The sequence below is a fragment of the Vibrio sp. 10N.222.54.A3 genome (genome assembly GCF_041474095.1).
Lineage (GTDB): Bacteria > Pseudomonadota > Gammaproteobacteria > Enterobacterales > Vibrionaceae > Vibrio > Vibrio crassostreae_C.
Genome location: NZ_JBFRTN010000094.1, coordinates 1 through 20,681, shown reverse-complemented (window position 1 = coordinate 20,681; position 20,681 = coordinate 1). Strand labels below are relative to the sequence as shown.

General features: G+C 44.3%; 20 protein-coding genes, 1 riboswitch and 1 other annotated feature. Of the genes, 7 read left to right on the top strand and 13 right to left on the bottom strand.

Annotation, left to right across the window (positions count from 1 at the left end; translation table 11 throughout):
* Positions 1 to 107: 107 nt before the first annotated feature.
* Together focA and AB4507_RS19050 are read right to left on the bottom strand one after the other, a co-directional pair.
* Positions 108 to 950 carry a formate transporter FocA gene (focA, locus tag AB4507_RS19055; RefSeq protein WP_372183096.1) on the bottom strand — a complete coding sequence of 281 codons (843 nt, stop codon included), beginning with the start codon at positions 948 to 950 and terminating at the stop codon, positions 108 to 110.
* A 365-nt stretch (positions 951 to 1,315) separates the two neighbouring features.
* A complete protein-coding gene (locus AB4507_RS19050; protein WP_017065323.1) occupies positions 1,316 to 2,623 on the bottom strand; it encodes an ATPase in 1,308 nt (435 codons plus the stop codon).
* A gap of 257 nt (positions 2,624 to 2,880) precedes the next feature.
* On the opposite strand from AB4507_RS19050, the gene AB4507_RS19045 reads away from it, so the two are divergent.
* From AB4507_RS19045 to AB4507_RS19035, 3 genes are all read left to right on the top strand, one after another.
* Positions 2,881 to 3,111 carry a TIGR02647 family protein gene (locus AB4507_RS19045; RefSeq protein ID WP_017060280.1) on the top strand — a complete coding sequence of 77 codons (231 nt, stop codon included), beginning with the start codon at positions 2,881 to 2,883 and terminating at the stop codon, positions 3,109 to 3,111.
* Positions 3,112 to 3,225: 114 nt separating this feature from the next.
* The gene (locus AB4507_RS19040; RefSeq protein WP_372183094.1) at positions 3,226 to 4,080 is read left to right on the top strand and encodes an NAD(P)H-binding protein; all 855 of its coding nucleotides are present in this window, start codon (positions 3,226 to 3,228) and stop codon (positions 4,078 to 4,080) included.
* Positions 4,073 to 4,738: a YdcF family protein gene (locus tag AB4507_RS19035; RefSeq protein WP_032545711.1), complete on the top strand. Its 666-nt coding sequence runs from the start codon at positions 4,073 to 4,075 to the stop codon at positions 4,736 to 4,738. Before AB4507_RS19040 ends, AB4507_RS19035 begins: the two co-directional genes overlap by 8 nt.
* A gap of 149 nt (positions 4,739 to 4,887) precedes the next feature.
* Here the strand turns inward: AB4507_RS19035 and AB4507_RS19030 are convergent, their stop codons facing one another.
* Positions 4,888 to 5,466: a thymidine kinase gene (locus AB4507_RS19030; RefSeq protein WP_017060277.1), complete on the bottom strand. Its 579-nt coding sequence runs from the start codon at positions 5,464 to 5,466 to the stop codon at positions 4,888 to 4,890.
* A gap of 98 nt (positions 5,467 to 5,564) precedes the next feature.
* Positions 5,565 to 6,950 (bottom strand): cysteine--tRNA ligase, encoded by a 1,386-nt coding sequence (gene cysS / locus AB4507_RS19025; protein ID WP_372183093.1) that lies wholly within the window; start codon positions 6,948 to 6,950, stop codon positions 5,565 to 5,567.
* A 365-nt stretch (positions 6,951 to 7,315) separates the two neighbouring features.
* Here cysS and AB4507_RS19020 point away from each other — a divergent pair, with 365 nt between their 5' ends.
* The 4 genes from AB4507_RS19020 to AB4507_RS19005 all read left to right on the top strand — a co-directional run bounded on the left by AB4507_RS19020 (position 7,316) and on the right by AB4507_RS19005 (position 10,612).
* On the top strand, positions 7,316 to 7,810 hold the full coding sequence (locus AB4507_RS19020; RefSeq protein WP_017060275.1) for a peptidylprolyl isomerase: 495 nt from the start codon (positions 7,316 to 7,318) through the stop codon (positions 7,808 to 7,810).
* Positions 7,811 to 7,887: 77 nt separating this feature from the next.
* Positions 7,888 to 8,622: a UDP-2,3-diacylglucosamine diphosphatase gene (gene lpxH / locus AB4507_RS19015; RefSeq protein WP_017060274.1), complete on the top strand. Its 735-nt coding sequence runs from the start codon at positions 7,888 to 7,890 to the stop codon at positions 8,620 to 8,622.
* A gap of 123 nt (positions 8,623 to 8,745) precedes the next feature.
* The gene (locus tag AB4507_RS19010; RefSeq protein ID WP_029235542.1) at positions 8,746 to 9,963 is read left to right on the top strand and encodes an EAL and HDOD domain-containing protein; all 1,218 of its coding nucleotides are present in this window, start codon (positions 8,746 to 8,748) and stop codon (positions 9,961 to 9,963) included.
* 136 nt (positions 9,964 to 10,099) lie between these two features.
* Positions 10,100 to 10,612, top strand: coding sequence for a YchJ family protein (locus AB4507_RS19005; protein ID WP_017060272.1), 513 nt, complete (start codon positions 10,100 to 10,102; stop codon positions 10,610 to 10,612).
* Positions 10,613 to 10,838: 226 nt separating this feature from the next.
* Here the strand turns inward: AB4507_RS19005 and hisIE are convergent, their stop codons facing one another.
* From hisIE to AB4507_RS18960, 9 genes are all read right to left on the bottom strand, one after another.
* Positions 10,839 to 11,489, bottom strand: a complete 651-nt coding sequence (hisIE, locus tag AB4507_RS19000) for a bifunctional phosphoribosyl-AMP cyclohydrolase/phosphoribosyl-ATP diphosphatase HisIE (protein WP_017060271.1) — start codon at positions 11,487 to 11,489, stop codon at positions 10,839 to 10,841.
* Positions 11,486 to 12,259, bottom strand: coding sequence for an imidazole glycerol phosphate synthase subunit HisF (gene hisF, locus AB4507_RS18995; protein WP_017060270.1), 774 nt, complete (start codon positions 12,257 to 12,259; stop codon positions 11,486 to 11,488). Before hisF ends, hisIE begins: the two co-directional genes overlap by 4 nt.
* Complete coding sequence (gene hisA / locus AB4507_RS18990) at positions 12,241 to 12,978, bottom strand: 1-(5-phosphoribosyl)-5-[(5-phosphoribosylamino)methylideneamino]imidazole-4-carboxamide isomerase (RefSeq protein WP_012604374.1); 738 nt, start codon at positions 12,976 to 12,978, stop codon at positions 12,241 to 12,243. Before hisA ends, hisF begins: the two co-directional genes overlap by 19 nt.
* A gap of 43 nt (positions 12,979 to 13,021) precedes the next feature.
* Positions 13,022 to 13,636: an imidazole glycerol phosphate synthase subunit HisH gene (gene hisH, locus AB4507_RS18985; RefSeq protein ID WP_372183091.1), complete on the bottom strand. Its 615-nt coding sequence runs from the start codon at positions 13,634 to 13,636 to the stop codon at positions 13,022 to 13,024.
* Between the two features lie 24 nt (positions 13,637 to 13,660).
* A complete protein-coding gene (gene hisB / locus AB4507_RS18980; protein ID WP_017060267.1) occupies positions 13,661 to 14,749 on the bottom strand; it encodes a bifunctional histidinol-phosphatase/imidazoleglycerol-phosphate dehydratase HisB in 1,089 nt (362 codons plus the stop codon).
* A 131-nt stretch (positions 14,750 to 14,880) separates the two neighbouring features.
* Positions 14,881 to 15,921, bottom strand: a complete 1,041-nt coding sequence (gene hisC / locus AB4507_RS18975) for a histidinol-phosphate transaminase (protein ID WP_372183090.1) — start codon at positions 15,919 to 15,921, stop codon at positions 14,881 to 14,883.
* A gap of 9 nt (positions 15,922 to 15,930) precedes the next feature.
* Positions 15,931 to 17,232: a histidinol dehydrogenase gene (gene hisD, locus AB4507_RS18970; protein WP_017065318.1), complete on the bottom strand. Its 1,302-nt coding sequence runs from the start codon at positions 17,230 to 17,232 to the stop codon at positions 15,931 to 15,933.
* Positions 17,232 to 18,128 (bottom strand): ATP phosphoribosyltransferase, encoded by an 897-nt coding sequence (gene hisG, locus AB4507_RS18965; protein ID WP_017060264.1) that lies wholly within the window; start codon positions 18,126 to 18,128, stop codon positions 17,232 to 17,234. Before hisG ends, hisD begins: the two co-directional genes overlap by 1 nt.
* 53 nt (positions 18,129 to 18,181) lie before the next feature.
* Positions 18,182 to 18,317 (bottom strand) — a sequence feature (His leader region).
* Positions 18,318 to 18,507: 190 nt separating this feature from the next.
* Positions 18,508 to 20,100 (bottom strand): Na+/H+ antiporter NhaC family protein, encoded by a 1,593-nt coding sequence (locus AB4507_RS18960; protein ID WP_017060263.1) that lies wholly within the window; start codon positions 20,098 to 20,100, stop codon positions 18,508 to 18,510.
* 112 nt (positions 20,101 to 20,212) lie between these two features.
* A riboswitch (Lysine riboswitch) is annotated at positions 20,213 to 20,390 on the bottom strand.
* Positions 20,391 to 20,681 lie beyond the last annotated feature (291 nt).

The window sequence follows — 20,681 nt, the reverse complement described above, 5'->3', positions numbered from 1 at the left end:
CCATGCTCGGCGCACAATAAAAAACGGCCTGCAATGCAGGCCGTCTTGTAAATGTCATAAGTCAGTTCAGTGTTTCCACAGAGCGTTAACTCATTTCGTCAACTGAGTTAGTCACGTAGGTAGATCAACCAGTACCACATACCAACAAAGATACCGCCGCCAATGATGTTACCGATGGTAACGGGCAGCAAGTTGTTCATCAAAAAGTCCGCCATGTTCAGATCAACATAGTCCGCTGGGTTAGCGCCTGTCATTGTCCAAAATTCAGCCGAAGCAAATGTTTTGATGCCGATAGCTAAAGGCACTTGGAACATATTTGCAATACAGTGCTCAAAACCAGCCGATACGAACATCGCTACAGGTAAAATCATTACCGCAATTTTGTCAGTCAGAGTACGTCCACTAAACGTCATCCATACCGCGATACAAACTAATACATTACACATGATGCCGAGCGCGATAGCTTGGATAAAATCATGGTGCATCTTATGTTGAGAGATCGCCATTGCATTCAAACCCACTTGGCCGTGGTCGAACATGTACTGTTTGGTCAGTAACATACAAGCCACCAGCATCAATGCGCCAATCAAGTTACCTACATAAACCGTAGCCCAGTTCTTAACGAGCGTGCGCCAAGTAATCTTGCCACTTGCACGAGCAACCAGAGTCAGCACCGAACTGGTAAATAGCTCACCACCGGTAACAACAACGAGAATTAAGCCCAAGCTAAATGCAAGGCCACCTAATAAGCGAGTAATACCCCACGGCAAATCACCAGCACCAGTCGTTACGATGGTGTAAAACACAAACGCAATACCGATATGTATGCCAGCTGAAATCGCTAGGAGAAAAGATTTGGTTGGATCTTTGGTTGCTTTACCTACGCCAATATCTGCAGCGCGCTCAGCCATTTGTGGCGGTAATAATGAGTCAAATTGGTTCAGATTCATGATGATTTACATTTTGAAACATGTTGTCGGGAGCGAGATAATCCTCTCTTTCATTTCTGAATTCAAGAGCTATTTGGGACTCAAAATACCTCCCACAACCTTGTGGAAAGGAAATAGCCCAAGTTATTCAAAATTCATACAACTTTAGTAGTAAAAAGAAAAACTATGCTGAATGAAAGGTTATCAACTTAAAAAATGGCACACTTATAAATATCAATAAGTTACGAAAGAAAGCAAAGGAATAACGTACACTATAATGACTCACAGATCGCTGTTACCTCTAGATTTTGATATAGATCAACAGAACGTAAAAAAAACGCCCTAAGGCGCTTTTAACTCAATCACAAATAAAGAAATTAGTGATGCTAAACCGAAGGTTCAATCACTTCTTCTGATGATTGTTCTAGGGTTGAATCCTCTAGAGTAGATTCAACAGCTGGGGACATCACATCAGAGTCACTTTCGTTGGCCACTTTGCCACCTAAGCTTTTCAAACTATCCACTAACTCTTCTAAGCTTTTAATGTGAGCATCACTCTTGGTAATCTGCTCACCGAGCAACTCACTGTGCTTGGTTGCTTCAGACAGTTGCTGCGCTTGCTTCTGGTTTTCAGACTCCAGCTTAGCTAATTGCTCAGTCAAAGTTTTAATCTCTGACTTTAATGACGCCGTCATGTCTGAGCCTTTCAGCGCTTTAACACTCGCTACAATTTTTTGAGACTGAAGACGCAATACAACATCACGGTGATCTTCATCATTAACCACTCGTGAAATGCTCAATAACTGGTTCTCTGCATTCAAAACCGACTGTTCGAACTGGTCGCCTTTTACGCTCGCCAGCACTTTGACTTCATGAGCAACACTGCGTACGTGGTTTAATTCGAACTCCGCAGCGTGAACTGCGTCTTCAATGATAGACTTTTCACGGGGACTGGCTTTCACTTGGCTTTCTGCCAAAGCAATTTGAGATGCCGCTTTAGCAAACGTCAGTGGAACAACGTCATCGAAATCTTCATCTTCCAAGAACTCTAATTCGTTCTTCAAAGGTTCGATGTATTTCTTATGCGCCACTTTAACTTCTAGTAAGCGAGCATTGTTAAGAAATTCCACCTGCGCTTCTTGAGCGTCTTCAAGCTCATCGACCAGCACATACTCGAACAACTCGCTGTATTCTGAATACAAACGTTTGTAGCTCGAGGTAAACATGGTATCTGCGCCAAGAAACTTCAGGTAATCCATTTGGACAATCGAATCAGCGAGTACTCGGTCAGCCTTCTTCTTTAACACTAAGATTGAGTCATAGTTTGATTTGATCAAAGCGATTTTTTCATCGAAGGCTTCAGCGTAAGTTAGGCTCGAAAAAATGGAGTAACTCTTGGTTATCCGAGTTTCGTCTTTCAGTAAGTCCGCATAAATGCTTTCAGCATCATCCCATGCGTCTAATAGTTCATTGTAATTCTCTGGTGCATAGAGAGACAATTGAGCATGGTCTTCAAGCTTAACTTCCCATTCGGAGTAAACGCTTTGGACAGACTGAAATGAACGGACCTCTATTGTCGATTCATTATTGTTGTTTGTGGTTTGGTTCGCGTCTGTCTGCTCTGAGGGTGTGCTTTGACAACCTGAGATAGCAAATAGCATACTGATCGTTAATGCTACTTTGTTCGCTCTCACTTATGCATATCCTTTTTATACAATATTCGCTCAATGCAAATTATTTCTAGTCACAATATATTACAACCACTTAGCAATAAACATCATTGATGATTTAAGTGGGTGCAAATCACCCAATATAACCAAAATAAACTCATCACCCGATGATTAATCAATCAATTTGGTATCACTTATCAATTCTCTTTATTTGCTATTGCCTGAGCCGAGAATGCGCACTAAGGTGAAGGTAGAGAACGTTATGAATATATAGGTTAATTATGAAGTACAACGCTGAACATATTGCTGATTTAAACCTCCTTCTTCAATTTGATGTAAGTAGTGCTGCTACTGGAATTAAAGTTCATCAAGAGGCTGCTCAAGAAACTCAAGACGCTGTTAAGCGCCTATTCGAAAAAAACCTTTGTACTCAGCCAGACGGCGGTTACCTAACAGATGAAGGTATTGAGATGGCAGAGCGCGCAGACAAGCTTCTTCGCGTACTAAACTAAAGCTCCATTGTTCTAGTAAAAACTCCACTTGCTTCGGCCGTGGAGTTTTTTCATTTTTGGGCAAAGCTTTGTTAGGCTTATTGTAAATTCGTCATTTGCAGTTGTGAGGAACACATGGCTTCTATATTTATTGTTGGTGCAGGATGGGTAGGTGCACCTTTATCTGAACATTTAGAAAAACATGGTAACCGAGTGGTGGTCACGAAAACGACCCAAGCGGGAGCAGACGCCATTGGTAGCAAACGAATTCCATGTGAAGTGTTTAGCTTTGATTCATCCGAACCACAACAGACTATCGGGCGACTCTATTCATTGTTACTCGAAAACAACACTGAAATTGTGATTGGCAGCTTCCCTCCTGGCTTTAGAAAAGGAGCAGGACAAGAGTATGCCGACTACTGGCAGCAAGTCACCAATGCATGTCAAAAGGCCAACATTAAAAAGCTCATTATGGTTAGTTCAACTACGGTATACCCAACTAAGCCGGGTGTGTTGAACGAGCTGGATGCATCACTCCCTCTTTCGACATCAGATAACGAGCACGCGTCTTTATTTTCCGATAACGCACGAATCATGCTGCAAGCTGAACAGTCAGTGATTGATTCAGGTATCGACTACACCATTCTTCGCTTTAGTGGCTTAATAGGCCCAAGCCGTCACCCTTCACGCTTCGCAAGCAAGTTAAAACAAGTCAGTACTCTAGCACCAGCCAACATGCTTCATCTTGATGATGCGATTGGTGCTGTCGATTTCGCTATCAGTCAACTGCACAACGAAGTAGTTAACGTGACCACACCAAATACAGTCAGTAAGGCGGAGTTTTATGCCGCGGCACTGAAAAGCGCCAACAGTAGTGAGCCTCTGCCCGCTGTTGTTGATACCCCAGACAAGTTAATCTCTTCGAATAAGATTCTCGACTTAGGTTATTCATTTAAATTCGAATCCACACTGGACGCACTTCATGACTGAACAATCTATTGCTAACAAAAATCCCAACATAAAACTGCATCGCTCAGTCGACACCCTTTGGAACTTTATGTCGATGGGTCACAAGGTTACGCCTTCCGACTGTATCTTTGTATTGTGTAGCAACGATACTCGCGTAGCTGAATATGCAGCCGAGCTTTATCACCAACAGATCGCGCCTTACATCGTTTTTTCTGGCGGTGTGGGGCGCTTTACCGAAAGAAGCTTTGAACGCTCAGAAGCAGAAACATTCGCTTCTATCGCACGAGATTGTGGCGTGCCTGACTCTGACATTATCATAGAGAAACACGCAACAAATACTGGGGAAAATGTACGATTCACTCATGAGTTGCTGACAGAAAAAGGGTTATCGCCGAAGAGGCTAACCTTAGTTCAGAAGCCCTTCATGGAGAAACGTACCTACGCAACCTTCAGTAAACAATGGCCTGACGAAACTTCCGAGATTACCGTGACGTCGCGATGGCAAACTTGGGATGATTACTTTAACGAAGAGTTGCCGTTAGATATGGTGTTAGGCGCATTAATTGCTGATTACGAGCGAATCAAATCCTACCCAGAGAAAGGCTTTCAGATTGAGATGCCGATCCCCGACGACGTTGACCACGCCTATCAAGCATTGAAGAAGCTCGGTTTCGAATAAGCAAAAGTTAGACTTTGAACAAAGTAAAAGCTCGGCAGGAAATAAAACAAAAGCTCGGCTTGGAAGAAAGCAAAACACAGGCCCAATAAACAAAAACGGTGACACTTGGTCACCGTTTTTCGTTCTTTCGCGTTAGCAAATAGAGCTGCTTATTTACCTAACGCTTCTTTGTAGTGCAGACGGCAAACAGAAACGTATTTGTCGTTACCGCCAATAGCCACTTGGTCGCCCTCAGCAATCGCCACACCGTGCTCGTCGGTACGAATTACCATGTTCGCTTTACGGCCACAGTGACAAATTGTTTTAAGCTCAACAAGTTTATCTGCCCAAGACAGTAAGTAACGGCTACCTTCAAACAGTTCACCCAGGAAATCGGTACGTAGGCCGTAACAAAGTACAGGGATGTGCAGCTTATCAACCACTTCTGTTAATTGGTACACCTGCTCCTTCGATAAAAATTGGCACTCATCGATCAAAACACAATGACGCTTTTCTTCCTCATTGAGCTTTTTGATCGCATCAAACATGTTGGTGTCATTTTTAAACAGCTGAGCTTCAGATTGCAGACCAATTCGTGAGCTCACTTTACCGATACCATAGCGATCGTCCAAAGCTGCCGTAAAGATCACTGGCGTCATGCCACGTTCTTGGTAGTTGAATGAAGATTGAAGAAGCGTTGTTGATTTACCCGCATTCATTGCCGAGTAATAAAAATACATCTGAGCCACAGAAATATTCCTGTTAATTAAAAGTTGAAGATAGAAAAGGTGAAAATAGAGAATTCGTGCTAGAAAAAAGGGCTGAAAATCAGCCCTTTTTATAAGATTTACTTACGACGCCAAGTCGTACCTTCTGGGCCATCTTCCAGAACAATACCCAACTCGTTTAGCTTATCACGTGCAAGGTCGGCATTTGCCCAATCCTTTGAAGCACGAGAGTCGTTACGCAGTTTGATCAACGCTTCGATTTCAGCCACTTCGTCGTCGTTACCTGCCGCATCACCTTGTAGGAAGGCTTCTGGCTCTTGATGAAGAATACCGATGATGTCTGCTAGTTCACGCATCAATGCACCCAGTCCGCTTGCTTTTTCAATGCTTTCAGGCTTGATACGGTTGATTTCACGAGCCATTTCAAACAGTACTGAATAAGCTTCAGGTGTGTTGAAATCATCGTTCATCGCTGTAAAGAATCGAGTCACGTACTCTTCGCCACCGGCAGGAGCGGCTGTAAGGTCTAGGCCACGAAGTGACGTGTATAGACGCTCTAGTGATGCGCGAGCTTGGTTTAGGTTATCTTCGCTGTAGTTTAGCTGGCTACGGTAGTGACCAGACATTAGGAAGTAACGTACCGTTTCAGCATCGTAATGTGCTAGCACGTCACGGATAGTGAAGAAGTTACCTAGTGACTTAGACATCTTCTCTTTGTCTACCATCACCATACCACTGTGCATCCAAGTATTTACATACTGAGTGCCGTGCGCGCAGCAAGACTGTGCGATTTCGTTTTCGTGGTGAGGGAACTGCAGATCTGAACCACCACCGTGGATATCGAAGTGGTTACCAAGAATAGACGAGTTCATTGCTGAACATTCGATGTGCCAACCTGGACGACCCGGGCCCCATGGCGATTCCCATGTAGGTTCACCTGGCTTAGACATCTTCCAAAGAACGAAGTCTAGTGGGCTGCGTTTTGCAGATTCAACATCAACGCGAGCACCCGCTTGAAGCTGTTCAAGGTCTTGCTTTGAAAGCTTACCGTATTCGTCGAATTTCTTTACTTCAAACATCACGTCGCCGTTGCTTGCAACGTATGCGAAACCACGTTCAATCAGCTTTTCAACAAGCTCGATGATTTCAGTGATGTATTCTGTCGCACGAGGCTCAACATCTGGACGCTTCATGTTCAATGCATCAAAGTCAGCGTGCATCTCACCGATTAAACGCTCAGTCAGAGAGTCACAAGACTCACCGTTTTCGTTAGCGCGTTTGATGATTTTGTCATCGATATCTGTGATGTTACGAACGAAATTCAAATCGTAACCAAGGTAACGAAGGTAACGAGTTACTACGTCGAAAGAAACGAACGTACGACCATGACCAATATGACAGAGATCGTATATGGTTACCCCACAGACATACATGCCGACTTTGCCAGCTGTAATTGGTTTGAATTCCTCTTTCTGTCTTGTGAGCGTGTTATATATCTTCAGCATGATCTCTATCTATTTTATGGATTAATCAAAATAAGCTCGCAGTATAACAAGTCATACCTTAATAGGTAATCCCTAAAAGCAGGAATTATACCAATCACGGTAAGTAGATGGTCATAAATAGCGCAGAAAAAATGCTTGAGAACAAGGAAGCTCTTTTCGACAAAAAGTTTCGATAAGTAGTTATTCTACATTCAAAATTTCTAACGACGTTATCAAGTGTTTTAACAAGCTAGGATGGCCAGTTATTTACTACGATTGGTATTACCTCAAACATCCAAGTTAAGTTAATGATTTGGTGATTTGAAAGTCTGCCAACATGCGCTAGAATTCGAACTTCATATTAAAAAGACAGTAAGGTAACAATCATGATCATCCTTCACACAAATTTTGGTGATATCAAAGTTCAACTTAACGAAGAAAAAGCACCAGAAACAAGCGCAAACTTTCTACAGTATTGCCGTGACGGTTTCTACGACAACACACTATTCCACCGTGTTATCGATGGTTTCATGATTCAAGGCGGCGGCATGACTTCTGGCCTTAAAGAAAAGGCAACTCGTGCAACGATCAAGAACGAAGCAAACAACGGTCTAGCGAACAAAGTTGGTACGCTAGCAATGGCTCGTACTATGGAACCGCATTCAGCGAGCTCTCAGTTCTTCATCAACGTTAACGACAACTCTTTCCTAAACTTCCGTAGCGAAAGCCTAGACGGTTGGGGCTACTGTGTATTCGCAGAAGTTGTTGAAGGCATGGACATCGTAAACAAGATTAAAGGTGTTAGCACTGGTTCTATGGGTATGCACCAAGATGTACCTCTAGAAGAAGTGATCATCACTGGTACTACAATCGAAGCTTAATTCATCGCTTTCGGTTAGTATTGATGAGCCGATAAAATCAGGATATAGGGAGCGAATCGCTCCCTTTTTTTAGACCTATGAAAACATATTTTATATCAGATCTGCACCTTTCTCCGTCACGAGAAGACATCACAGACTGCTTCTTAACCTTTATGAAGAAAGAAGCCGTAGAAGCGGATGCACTTTACGTATTAGGTGACCTTTTCGAATTCTGGATTGGTGACGATGATAAGAGTGAATTCGCGACTTCTATCCGCCAAGCGTTTATCGACTTAGTGAAAACAGGCGTGCCTTGTTACTTTACTCAAGGGAACCGCGACTTCTTAGTCGGCAAAAAATTTGCTAAGCAAACGGGCGTACAACTTCTCGACGAAGTTTCTACGATCGATATCTACGGGCAAAAAGCGGTAGTATTGCATGGAGATACCCTATGTACTGAAGATGTAAAGTACCTCGCCTTTCGCGAAAAAGTGCATCAGCCATGGTTACAATGGGTCTTCAACCGAATTCCATTTTTCATCAAGAAGAAAATTGTTTCAAAGGTTCAATCAGATATCAAAGATGACAAGCAGACCAAGTCTCTCGACATCATGGATGTGACACAGCAAGAAGTCGAAGATGTGATGGAACGAAACAATGTCGATCTGATGATCCACGGCCATACTCACCGCCCAGACATCCATACATTCAATGCTAACAATTGCACTAAAACCCGTATCGTACTTGGCGATTGGTATACGCAAGGCTCAGTGCTGGTGTTCACGCCGCAAAGTTTTGAACTACAGAATCGAGCGTTTAGCAATAGCTTTTAACATCACGCTTAAACTTTCACTTTGATTATTATTGTCGGTCAGACTTTCTTAGAAAGTGTATGGTAATTTCTAGTGAATTAGCTATTATCTCTCTACCAGAAATAAACCGAACACAGTACCAAGTTGAAATATTCATACGTAGCGCGTCAACCAATACTCGACACAGGCAAGAAAACCATAGGTTACGAGTTGCTATTCAGGGATGGTCCTAAGAACACTTTCCCTGAAGTAGAGCCGGAGCTCGCTACTAGCCGTTTGCTTTCCGATCACTTCTTATCGACCCACTATAATACGTTGGGTGATAAGCTTGGGTTCGTGAACTTCCCATATGCAAGCCTAATCAACTTAGTCCCTACTCTGTTCCCCAAAGAAAGCCTCGTTGTTGAGGTTCTTGAAGACTGCGAACCAACAGACGAATTACTTGAAGCAATCAAAACCATCTTTGACGCGGGTTATACCATTGCGCTAGACGACTTTGTGCCAAGTAAAGCTTGGAAGCGCTTCTTACCCTACGTTTCAATTATCAAGTTCGATATCCGTTTGACGCCAATTGCCAAAGCAGCGATGTTTATGAACTCTCTCAAAGGGCTAGATATCAAGTTCCTTGCTGAGAAAGTAGAAACGTACGAAGAATACCAAGAAGCGAAAAAAGCAGGCTTCACCTACTTTCAAGGTTATTTCTTTAGCAAGCCAGAGATGATCCAAACGCGTGCGCTCAACCCGGCATTCCTGACGACCGTTCAGCTGTTAAAAGAGATTGCGCACGACCCTATCGACTTTGGTGAAGTAGAGCGTTTGATTACGCTCGATGTGACCATGTCGTATAAGCTACTTACCTACGTAAACTCCGCTGGCGGTTCACCAACAACGATTCGTTCATTCCGCCAAGCGCTTATTTACCTTGGTGAACAGAAACTGCGTAAGTTCGTTTCACTGGTGGCTATCGCATCCGCGAAAGAAGATAAGCCGGACTCACTTTATGGCTTAGCGGTAATACGCGCACGTCAGTGTGAACTCTTGGTTGAGAAGATGAATGTTAAGGTTGAGCCAGGACAAGCATTTTTGACCGGTATGTTCTCTCTGTTGGACTCACTCTTTGACCAACCATTGAAACAAGTACTCGATTCAGTGCCGATCGACATCGAGATCAAACAAGCCTTGATTCAACGTAAAGGCGTGTTAGGTGCTGTATTGGCGATGGTGGTTGCGTATGAGCAAGCTCGTTGGGAAGAAGCGACTCGTATTCGCCAGCTTCTCAAACTGAGTGAAGCTCAACTTGGTCAAGCTTATGACGAAGCGACGACTTGGGCTCAAGAGCTATTGTCTCCAGCCTTGAAATAGTAAACTTCGCGCTAACACTTTGATAATTTCAATAACTTCAACAGAAACTAAACTTTGGTGAGCGATCGTTTCTTGGTAAACTCCCACGCATTCACTTATGGCCTCTTAATAGAGGCCATTTTTACAGGATCTGACTATGTCTTTATGCCCATGCGGTAGCAAAAATACTTACCAACAGTGCTGTGAATCAGCGCACCTTCACCACAGTGCTGTTGAAACGCCTGAACAGTTGATGCGCTCTCGTTATTCAGCGCACGTGTTGGGTTTAGTTGACTATGTTGTTGCGACTTACCACCCTAGCTGCAACGCAGAAGCGCAAAGAGAAGGTATTGCCGAATCTATCAACAGTGATTGGGCAGGACTAGAAGTCATCGATACTGCGGTAGGCTCGCACCAAGACGAAGGCTTTGTTGAGTTTAAAGCTTACTTCAATGAAGAAGGCGCACAATACTGCATGCAAGAACGCTCTCGCTTTATACGTGAAGACGGTCTTTGGTACTACATTGATGGTACCTTCCCAGAGCAGGAACAAACTACACAACCAGAAATTGACCCACGCTTAAATCAAACCGTTGAGAGCTTTAAAATCGGCCGTAATGATCCGTGTATTTGTGGCAGTGGTAAGAAATACAAGAAGTGCTGCGGGTAACTCGTTCGACTAAGAAGTCAGATTAAGAGAAGAGATTCCTGATGTCGCTTAGGCTCCTCGGAATGACGCAAAGTCAGAGGTTAGAAAAGTGACGTAGGGCTTAGAAATCTTGAAATCTTGAAATCTTGAAATCTTGAAATCTTGAAAAACTAAAAAGCCCCGTAAACATGTTTGTTTGCGGGGCTTTTGTCTGTCTTTTACGCGGTTCTATTAATCTAAAGAGAGCTTACTTATGACGCTCTTTCAGCTTGTTTACCACATCATCCATCGATAAGCCTTGGTCTTGAAGAAGAACCATTAGGTGGTAAATCAAATCTGCTGATTCACACACTAACTCCGCCTTATCGCCCGACGTCGCCGCAAGCGCGACTTCAACGCCTTCTTCGCCCACTTTTTGCGAAATACGCTTGGTGCCACGGGCATATAGACTGGCAGTATAAGAAGATTCAGGATCGGCGTCCTTGCGGGCAGCCAATAGCTGCTCAAGCTGATGAAGCCACACCATCTGAGACTCTTCTTGCTTGTCTCCATCCCAACACGTTGTTGTACCTGTGTGGCACGTTGGACCAATGGGATTAACTTTAACCAGTAAGGTGTCGCTGTCACAGTCCAAGGCGATGTTTTGCAGTTGCAATACATTGCCCGACGTTTCACCTTTCGTCCAAAGACGCTCTTTTGTGCGAGAGAAAAACGTCACATTGCCAGTTTCACCCGTTTTCTCAAGTGCGGCTGGGTTCATGTATCCCATCATTAGCACTTGGCTTGACTGGTAATCTTGAACAATCGCTGGCACTAAGCCATCTACTTTTTCCCAGTTAATACGCTCTGACAATGCGCCTACTTCTGTTTTTGATAAGCTTACGGGTTCAAAACTCATAGTCGCACCTCTACATCTTGTTGTTTTAAATACTGTTTAAGTTCACCAATATTGATGACTTGTTTGTGGAATACCGAAGCCGCAAGTGCTCCATCCACGTTGGTCTTTTTATAAGCTTCAGCAAAGTGCTCCATTGCACCAGCGCCACCAGAGGCAATCAATGGCACATTACACACTTCACGCACCATGTTTAACTGATCGATATCATAGCCGTTACGAACGCCATCTTGGTTCATCATGTTTAACACAATCTCACCTGCGCCACGCTTCTGTACTTCCTGCACCCAATCTTTGGTTTCCCATTTGGTTGCTTTAGTACGCGCTTCATCGCCTGTAAATTGGTAAACCTGATATTTACCGGTTTCTTTGTCGAAGTATGAATCGATACCGACAACGATACACTGAACGCCAAACTTATCAGCAAGGTCAGTAATCAGCTGTGGATTAGCCAATGCCGGTGAGTTGATTGACACTTTATCCGCACCAAACTCAAGAATGCGCGCTGCATCTTCTGCTGATTTAATACCACCAGCGACACAGAAAGGGATATCGATCACTTCAGCTACGCGTTTCACCCAGCTTTTATCGACCACACGGCCATCACTTGATGCGGTGATGTCATAAAATACCAATTCATCGGCGCCCTCTTCTGCATAGCGTTGTGCTAGCGGAACGATGTCACCAATAATTTCGTGGTTACGGAACTGAACGCCCTTAACCACTTGTCCGTCACGGACATCCAAACAAGGGATTATTCGCTTTGCCAACATGCAAATGCCTCCTCTGCGGTAAACTTGCCATCAAGTAGCGCACGACCCACAATCACACCCGCAACACCGCTGCCTTTAAGCGCTTCGATATCAGCTAGGCTGCCAATGCCGCCCGATGATTGGAATTGCACTTGTGGGTACTGCTTACAAAGATCAACATAGAGCTCTACGTTTGATCCTTCTAGCGTGCCGTCACGTGAAATATCGGTACACAGCACGTGTTTAAGGCCAACCGTGAGGTAGTCTTCAATCAGCGCTTCAATAGTCACACCTGAATCTTCTTGCCAACCTGAAATCGCCACTTTACGTGTGCCGCTTTCATCAATGTTGATGTCTAGAGCCAGCACGATTTTTTCCGCGCCATACTTCTCCATCCAACCTTTCACCAACTCAGGTTGCTTAACGGCTGTAGAACCAACCACAACGCGCTGTGCGCCAGCTTCTAGCAGATCAACGACATCTTGTTCGTTACGCACGCCACCACCAATCTGGATGTTCGCAGGCGTGCTAGCAAGGAGCTTAGCAATCAAGTCTAACTGACGAGCCGTTGTGTCTTTTGCGCCCGTTAAGTCAACAAGGTGCAGCCAGCCAGCGCCAGCTTGGTGGTACAGATTAAACTGCTCTGCTGGGTCTACTTTGTATTCTGTTACTTGCCCGTAGTCTCCTTGGAATAAGCGAACTACTTGGCCTTCAATTAAATCTAACGCGGGAATAATCATTTACATTCCTTATATGGCAACGTTAGCCGCTGCCTAATCCTTATTACAATTCCAAGAAGTTCTGAATCAGCTTAGAGCCAGCTTTCGAAGATCGCTCTGGGTGGAACTGAACACCACAATAATTGCCACTTTGAACCGCCGCAGTGAACGGATTACCGTAATCACATTGTGCGATTGTGTAGTCGCCCACTGGCATTGCGAAGCTATGAACAAAGTAGAAGTATTCGCCTTCTTCAATGTCTTTAAATAGCGGGTGATTAGGCGTTGCTGTTACTGTGTTCCAACCCATGTGTGGTAATGGTAAGTCGCCCGTTTCAAGTAAACGAACTTCGCCATCACACAAACCTAGGCATTCAACTAACTCATCAGCCTTTTGACCTTTCTCTTGAGACAGTTTGCCTAACAGCTGCATACCTAAACAGATACCCAGCAGAGGCTTCTCAACTTGCTTGACAAGGGTAACAAGGTCACGCTCTTGCAGGTTCTTCATTGCCTCACTTGCTGTACCTACACCGGGTAGGAATAGCTTGTCGGCAGCAAGAACAACTTCTGGTTCTTTTGAAATTTCAACTGCGTAGCCCAGACGTTCAATCGCAAACTTCACCGATGAAACGTTGGCACAACCAGTATCAATAATAACGACTTTTTGCTCTTTCATTGTTTTTCCTTGCTAACGTTAGCCTTACAGAACGCCTTTGCTGCTTGGTAACTCGTTACCTTCAACTTTGATTGCTTGGCGAAGAGTACGGCCAAACGCTTTGAACAGGCTCTCAATGATGTGGTGATCATTATTGCCATCAGAAGAAAGGTGTAGCGTACAAGCCAATGTATCAGTTAGAGAACGGAAGAAGTGAACCACCATCTCGGTTGAAAGATCACCCACTTGCTCACGGCTGAACTTAGCATCGAACTTCAGGTATGGACGACCAGAAAGGTCTAACGCACACTGAGCCAAACACTCATCCATTGGTAGGCTGAAACCAAAACGGCCAATACCACGTTTGTCGCCTAGTGCATCTTTCAATGCTTGGCCTAAAGCCAGAGCGGTATCTTCGACTGTGTGGTGATCATCAATGTGCAGGTCGCCCTTCACAGTCAGGTTCATTTGGAAACCACCGTGTGTCGCGATTTGATCAAGCATGTGGTCGAAGAAACCCATGCCGGTATCGATCTTGTTGCCACCGGTTTCATCAAGGTTTACTGCAACCTTGATATCGGTTTCTTTAGTAGTACGAACTACTTCAGCAATACGCGCATTAACCGTCAGATCTTTAACGATTTGTGGCCAGTTAAGCGTGCCTTCAGTTTCCGCATCCGGGCCATATTGAATACCGCGGATAGCCATGTTCTCTGCCAGTTGAAGATCCGTCATTCGGTCGCCAATCACAACAGAGTGTTGGAAATCGACTTTACCGCCTTGTAGGTACTCTTTAACCATACCCAGTTTAGGCTTACGGCAAGAGCAGTTGTCTTCGTCAAAGTGAGGGCAAATAAGCACGTCGTCAAACTTAACGCCTTGAGATTCGAAGAACTCCATCATCATATTGTGTGGTGCATCGAAATCTTCTTGTGGGTAGCTATCGGTACCTAGACCATCTTGGTTAGTCACCATCACTAGACGGTAACCAGCGTCTTGCAGTGCAAGTAGGCTAGGAATTACTCGCGGTTCGAATTTTAGCTTGTCTAAACGATCTACTTGAAAGTCAACTGGCGGCTCCACAATTAAGGTGCCGTCACGGTCTATAAAAAGTATTTTCTGTTGTTTACTCACTTGAACTTCCTTTTAATTTTAAATCTGGTGGCCTAGCTAAAATCAAACGCTAACCCAAAATATTGGTTTCACTTGCCAATCTGCGATTAATCAACTCAAACTGGCAAATGTTATTACTGGTAAGCCTTTCGTTACTGATAAAAGTTACGAATGAATCCAAGTGTCTTTTCGCACTCTTCGCGGTTACCAATACTAATACGAACACAGTCTTCAATAGGTGAATTACGCAAAATAATGCCCGTATCCCAAGCCGCTTTAAATAACTCATCGCCGTTCGGGAATTTCACCAGTAAGTAGTTACCCCAGCCATCAAAAACCGTCACTTGAGGCATACCTAATAGACCCGCCTGCAAATACGCTCGGTTAGCACTTAAATCCAGAACTTGGAACTTAGCTCGCGCTAGTCCTTGCTCTGAGAGAGCTTGAACGGCAATGTCAGCAACAGGGATTGGCACAGGATAAGGAGCAATCACTTTCAACAGTACATCGATAAGCTCTTTATTCGCTAGCGTAAAGCCACAACGTAAGCCCGCCAAAGCAAAGGCCTTCGACAAGGTGCGCAGAATCGCTAGGTTTGGATATTGATCAAGCAAATCAACGGTTGACGCTTCTGGACAAAAATCGATATACGCTTCATCCATCACCACAATCGCTTTGTCTTGTGTCATTTCAAGCAGCTTGATGATGTCTTTACGATCAACTAAATTACCGGTTGGGTTATTTGGGCTACAAACAAACACCACTTTTACGTTGTCGAGCTGAGCTTCGATAGCTGGAAGATCCAATTGCCATTCAGAAGTAAGAGGCACAACTTTACGCTCAACACCAATCGTCTCTGCACTGATTGCGTACATACCGTAAGTAGGCGGGCAGTAAAGAATAGCGTCTTCGTTCGGCTCACAGAAAGCACGAATCAATAACTCAATACCTTCGTCAGCACCACGAGTCGTCAGTGTTTGCTCTGATTTCACGCCTGCGTATTGAGCGTAAGCATCAATCAGCTCTTTTGGCTGACATTCGCTGTAACGGTTAAGACGAGACAAGTTCAGGTTGTACTCGTTATCAAACGGAGATTCGTTGGCGTTTAGCCATACATCACCAGTACCGCCTATGCGTCTTGCAGACAAGTAAGGTGTTAGAGCCTGAACTTGTTTTCTTGCTAACTTTTCCATGCCCTACCCTTATTTCGCTTTATTTAACTTTTCAACTCGGATAGTCACAGCGCGTTTGTGTGCATCCAAACCTTCGGCTTCCGCCATTGTTACTACTGTTGGCGCTAGGCCTTTCAACCCATCGGCTGTTAGCTCCTGCACCGTCATTCGCTTAGAGAAATCAGCCAAACCTAGGCTTGAATACGTCTTGGTATAACCGTAAGTCGGAAGAACGTGGTTTGTGCCGGATGCGTAGTCACCTGCAGATTCTGGAGACCAGTCACCAAGGAAAATTGAGCCTGCATTATCTAGCAATGGCAGCAATTCACGTGGGTTCTTGGTTTGAACGATCAAGTGCTCAGGACCGTAGAAATTCGAAATCGCAATCGCTTGAGTGATCGATTCAGCAATGATGATTAAGCTTGAAGCCAATGCTTGCTGAGCGATGTTCGCACGAGACAGTTCTTTCAGTTGCTTTTGAACCGCTTCTGTTACTTGGTCTGCAACCACTGGAGATGGAGTTACCAATACTACTTGAGAGTCAGGCCCGTGTTCCGCTTGGCTCAACAAATCCGCTGCAATGAAGTCTGCATCAGCCGTTTCATCAGCAATCACTAACACTTCAGATGGGCCAGCTGGCATATCAATAGCTGCTCCGCGGAAGTCATTACTCACTTGGCGCTTTGCTTCCGTAACGTAGGCATTACCTGGGCCGAAGATCTTATCGACTTTAGCCACACTCTCGGTACCGTAAGCCATTGCTGCAACCGCTTGACCACCACCAACGTTGTAAACTTCGTCGATCTTACAAAGCTTAGCGACATACAAGATTTCATCAGCGATTGGCGGAGGTGAACAAAGCACAACCTTACGACAACCCGCGATTTGAGCAGGAACACCTAACATAAGAACCGTTGACGGTAGTGGCGCACTGCCACCGGGAATATAAAGGCCAACAGTATTAATCGCGCGCGTCACTTGCTCACACACAACACCAGGCTGTGTCTCAACCTTAATTGGCTGCGGCTTTTGAGCTTCGTGAAACTTAGCAATGTTGCTATAAGCTTGCTCTAACGCTTGCTTCATCTCTGGTGTTAGACGAGCACACGCCTCTTCAATCTCACCCGAACTGACTCGGATAGATTCTGGAGTTACACCATCAAACTTTGCAGTCAGCTTTTTAAGCGCGGCATCGCCTTCATTTCGTACTTTTGCAATAACATCAGAAACAGTCGCTGTGATGTTTGCACCTTCAGTAATAGCTGGACGCTCTAATACCGAGTCTTGCTGTGATTCACTTAAAGATTGCCAAACAACGGTTCTCATCGTCACTACCCCATCATTTTTTCGATTGGTAATACTAGAATCGAGCTTGCACCCAACTCTTTCAGCTGTTCCATTGTTTCCCAGAACAAGTTCTCTGTACTTACTAGGTGCACGGCAACTTTGTCTTTGTCTGTAGATAGAGGAAGAACCGTTGGATCTTCAGCACCAGGCAGTAGTGCTTTGATTTGCTCTAGTTGAGAGGTTGGCGCGTGAAGCATGATGTACTTCGACTCTTTCGCTTGTTGAACACCCTGCATACGAGTCAGTAGTTTTTCAATCAGTGCGGTCTTGTCTGCGTCGAAGTCGCCAACACGTTGAATCAGTGTTGCTTTCGATTGGAAGATAGCTTCTGCTTCTTTTAGGCCGTTCGCTTCAAGCGTTGCACCTGTAGAAACTAAATCAGCGATAGCGTCTGCAAGGCCAGCGCGAGGCGCGACTTCAACCGAACCTGTTAGCATACAAGTGCTGAACTCAACACCCTGCTCGTCCATGTAGGCTTTAAGTAGTTGTGGGTAGGTTGTCGCAATACGTTTGCCCGCTAAGTCTTGTGGGCCGTTGTATTCTTCGTCTTTATTAATAGCGATTGAAAGGCGGCAACCACCGAAGTCTAAACGACGTAGTGTGCGGAACTCTGAAGGCTCTTTAAGAGCAACTCGATCTAGACGAACTTCTTCTAGTTCATTTTCACCGATGAAACCAAGGTCAACTACACCATCCATGATAAGACCTGGGATGTCGTCATCACGAACGAGTAACAAGTCGATTGGCATATTTAGTGAGTGAACCACTAGGCGCTCACCCATGATATTAAATTTAACACCACATTTTTTAAGTAGGTCTTGGCACTCTTTACTTAAGCGACCTTTCTTTTGAATTGCGATTCTTAGGCGTTGTGTCTGCATTGCTGTATCCCTGTGCAAATATTTGAATTTATTGATTATTTAAAAGCGCTAAAACTAAAAAACCCTCGGGGACTTTGTCATCCCGAGGGTTTAAATCTAAATTCTTTTGACTTAACCTCCGGGAGTAATCTTGCTCCCGGGTATACGTAAATCTCCCCGAAAGACTAGATAGGGTGATGATGGTGATGAATGTTCATTACTAATTTACGCATACTTATCAGCTCTTAGGTTGTTTGCTGTCTTGTCTCCACACTAACTAAGCTGACATCCTTTTTCAACCATTTATTCGAACTTTTTTCACGAAACTTAAAATTAAATTAACAGGCACAAAAAAGGGAGGCAAACGCCTCCCTGATAGTTTACTGATTAACTTTCAATTTTAGCTTTTGCACGTCGCCATTTTGCAGCGAGAGAAGTAAGCCAATGCAAAACATACAGCAACAAACGTTAGAGACGCTGCGCCAAATGCGATGCCAATTGAAGATGTCATACCTAGAGTGATGAAACCAATGCACGATACGAACGCTACAGACAACGCGTATGGAAGCTGAGTCGAGACGTGGTCGATGTGGTTACAACGAGCACCAGTAGAAGACAGAATCGTCGTATCTGAGATTGGAGAACAGTGGTCACCAAATACTGCACCCGCTAGAACCGCACTTAGCATTGGAAGAATCAGTGCGATATCCGATGCTGCAGCCATATCACCCGCGATTGGTAGCATGATACCGAACGTACCCCAAGATGTACCTGTAGAGAACGCCATAACGCCCGCTAGAAGGAACAACATAACCGGTAACCAGTGGTAATCAATGCTGCCTGTTACTAGAGACGATAGGTAAGAACCCGTTTTCATGTCGCCGATAACAGAACCGATAGTCCATGCAAACACAAGAATCAGAATCGCGCCAAACATAGAGCTAGCACCGATCCACATTGTTCTTGCGATATCAGTCATAGATAGCTTTTGCTTGAATACTGTCGCTAGTGCTACTAGTAAGCCAATAACACCACCGTAAACAAGAGACTTACCTACATCCGTGTTTTCGAATGCGCCTAGAAGGTTGAATGCTTGGCCATCAGCAGCCAGCGCTTGGCCGCCTGTGTAAAGCATTGCAGCCACTGTCGCTACAATTAGCGATACGATTGGCATAACAAGATCAGAAACTGAACCGTTTTCGCTCTCTTCGATATCTAACTCTTCGTTTAGATCGTGAGCTTGCTTTTGATCGTTGTCACCTTCAAAGCCACGGCCTTGAGATGCTTCGATCTCATGCTCACGCATCTTACCAACGTCTAGACCGAACCATGCTACTGCGAACACCATTAGTAGTGCGAATACAGCGTAGAAGTTCATTGGGATAAGACGAACGTAAGCACCCAGTGCAGAATACTCTGTCACACCGTGTGTCACTAAGATGCCACCAATGATCGTGATGATGTAAGCACCCCAGCTAGAAGCAGGCATGATCACACACATAGGAGCAGCAGTTGAATCTAGGATATAAGCAAGCTTAGCGCGAGATACATAGAAGCGGTCTGTTACAGGACGAGAGATAGCACCAACCGCTAGGCTGTTAAAGTAGTCATCAACAAAGATGAATACACCTAAGAAAGCAGCAAGTAGTTTTGAACCACGTTTACTCTTAACGCGAGACTGTGCCCACTCCGCGAATGCGCGAGTACCGCCAGACAGTGTTAATAATGCCGTTGTCATTCCAAGAATAATTAGGAATGCAATGATGCTCATGTTCCAAGTGTTGATGCCACCATCTTCGATGAAAACACCAGATGCTTTAGTAAACACGTAGCTAGCTGCGTTACCTACTGAGTAATCAGCAAGTAGAATCGCACCCATGATGATACCGACACCCAAAGAAACCAATACACGGCGGGTAACAATAGCAAGGCTCAAAGCCACAAGGGGCGGAAGCAAAGATAAAGGTGATGTTGCAAAATCTATTAAATTCATGATCTTCAAAAACCAGTTTTTTATTTGGCTAGAGATCTACTGCAGACAAACTTGATACGGCTGACCAAGCTCATGTTGAACTAAGCGAAAGGGAAGTGAACACTTCACCCAACCCTACAGTAGCGCTCCATAGTTTAAAATTAAGACTATGGCAGTGTTGTACCTATTGAGCACAACCCCAGCAAATTGCTTAGATATACAATTTACTTCGGCAATTACACCTTTCATTCCCGTTCATTGGCATCACCCCAACGGAAGTTACTTTTTATAATTGCGCCTCTACGTGCGATAACATTATTAACCGTGTAAACCAGAGTTTAACAACAAATTAACCAACACCTCGCATCAGGTAGCCGCAATTGTACTCATCAAGAGCAACAATGCAACATATCATTCCGAGAAAAATAGCTTTTTGTTAATGAACTAATCAATAGAAGAATAGTCTACATAAGTTGACTACTCCACCTGTCACATATCATTTTTTAAGATATTCTTAATAATTATTATAAATTCAATAGAAATACTGCTCTGAATTTTCAACTATTCATCTCACTTTTATATTTAAATATGTAATAGAAGAA

Coding starts and splice junctions, on each gene's coding strand:
- focA (WP_372183096.1), bottom strand. CDS start 950: ATGAATCTGAACCAATTTGACTCATTATTACCGCCACAAATGGCTGAG.
- AB4507_RS19045 (WP_017060280.1), top strand. CDS start 2,881: ATGAAGTACAACGCTGAACATATTGCTGATTTAAACCTCCTTCTTCAA.
- AB4507_RS19040 (WP_372183094.1), top strand. CDS start 3,226: ATGGCTTCTATATTTATTGTTGGTGCAGGATGGGTAGGTGCACCTTTA.
- AB4507_RS19035 (WP_032545711.1), top strand. CDS start 4,073: ATGACTGAACAATCTATTGCTAACAAAAATCCCAACATAAAACTGCAT.
- cysS (WP_372183093.1), bottom strand. CDS start 6,950: ATGCTGAAGATATATAACACGCTCACAAGACAGAAAGAGGAATTCAAA.
- AB4507_RS19020 (WP_017060275.1), top strand. CDS start 7,316: ATGATCATCCTTCACACAAATTTTGGTGATATCAAAGTTCAACTTAAC.
- lpxH (WP_017060274.1), top strand. CDS start 7,888: ATGAAAACATATTTTATATCAGATCTGCACCTTTCTCCGTCACGAGAA.
- AB4507_RS19005 (WP_017060272.1), top strand. CDS start 10,100: ATGTCTTTATGCCCATGCGGTAGCAAAAATACTTACCAACAGTGCTGT.
- hisIE (WP_017060271.1), bottom strand. CDS start 11,489: ATGAGTTTTGAACCCGTAAGCTTATCAAAAACAGAAGTAGGCGCATTG.
- hisF (WP_017060270.1), bottom strand. CDS start 12,259: ATGTTGGCAAAGCGAATAATCCCTTGTTTGGATGTCCGTGACGGACAA.
- hisA (WP_012604374.1), bottom strand. CDS start 12,978: ATGATTATTCCCGCGTTAGATTTAATTGAAGGCCAAGTAGTTCGCTTA.
- hisH (WP_372183091.1), bottom strand. CDS start 13,636: ATGAAAGAGCAAAAAGTCGTTATTATTGATACTGGTTGTGCCAACGTT.
- hisC (WP_372183090.1), bottom strand. CDS start 15,921: ATGGAAAAGTTAGCAAGAAAACAAGTTCAGGCTCTAACACCTTACTTG.
- hisG (WP_017060264.1), bottom strand. CDS start 18,128: ATGCAGACACAACGCCTAAGAATCGCAATTCAAAAGAAAGGTCGCTTA.
- AB4507_RS18960 (WP_017060263.1), bottom strand. CDS start 20,100: ATGAATTTAATAGATTTTGCAACATCACCTTTATCTTTGCTTCCGCCC.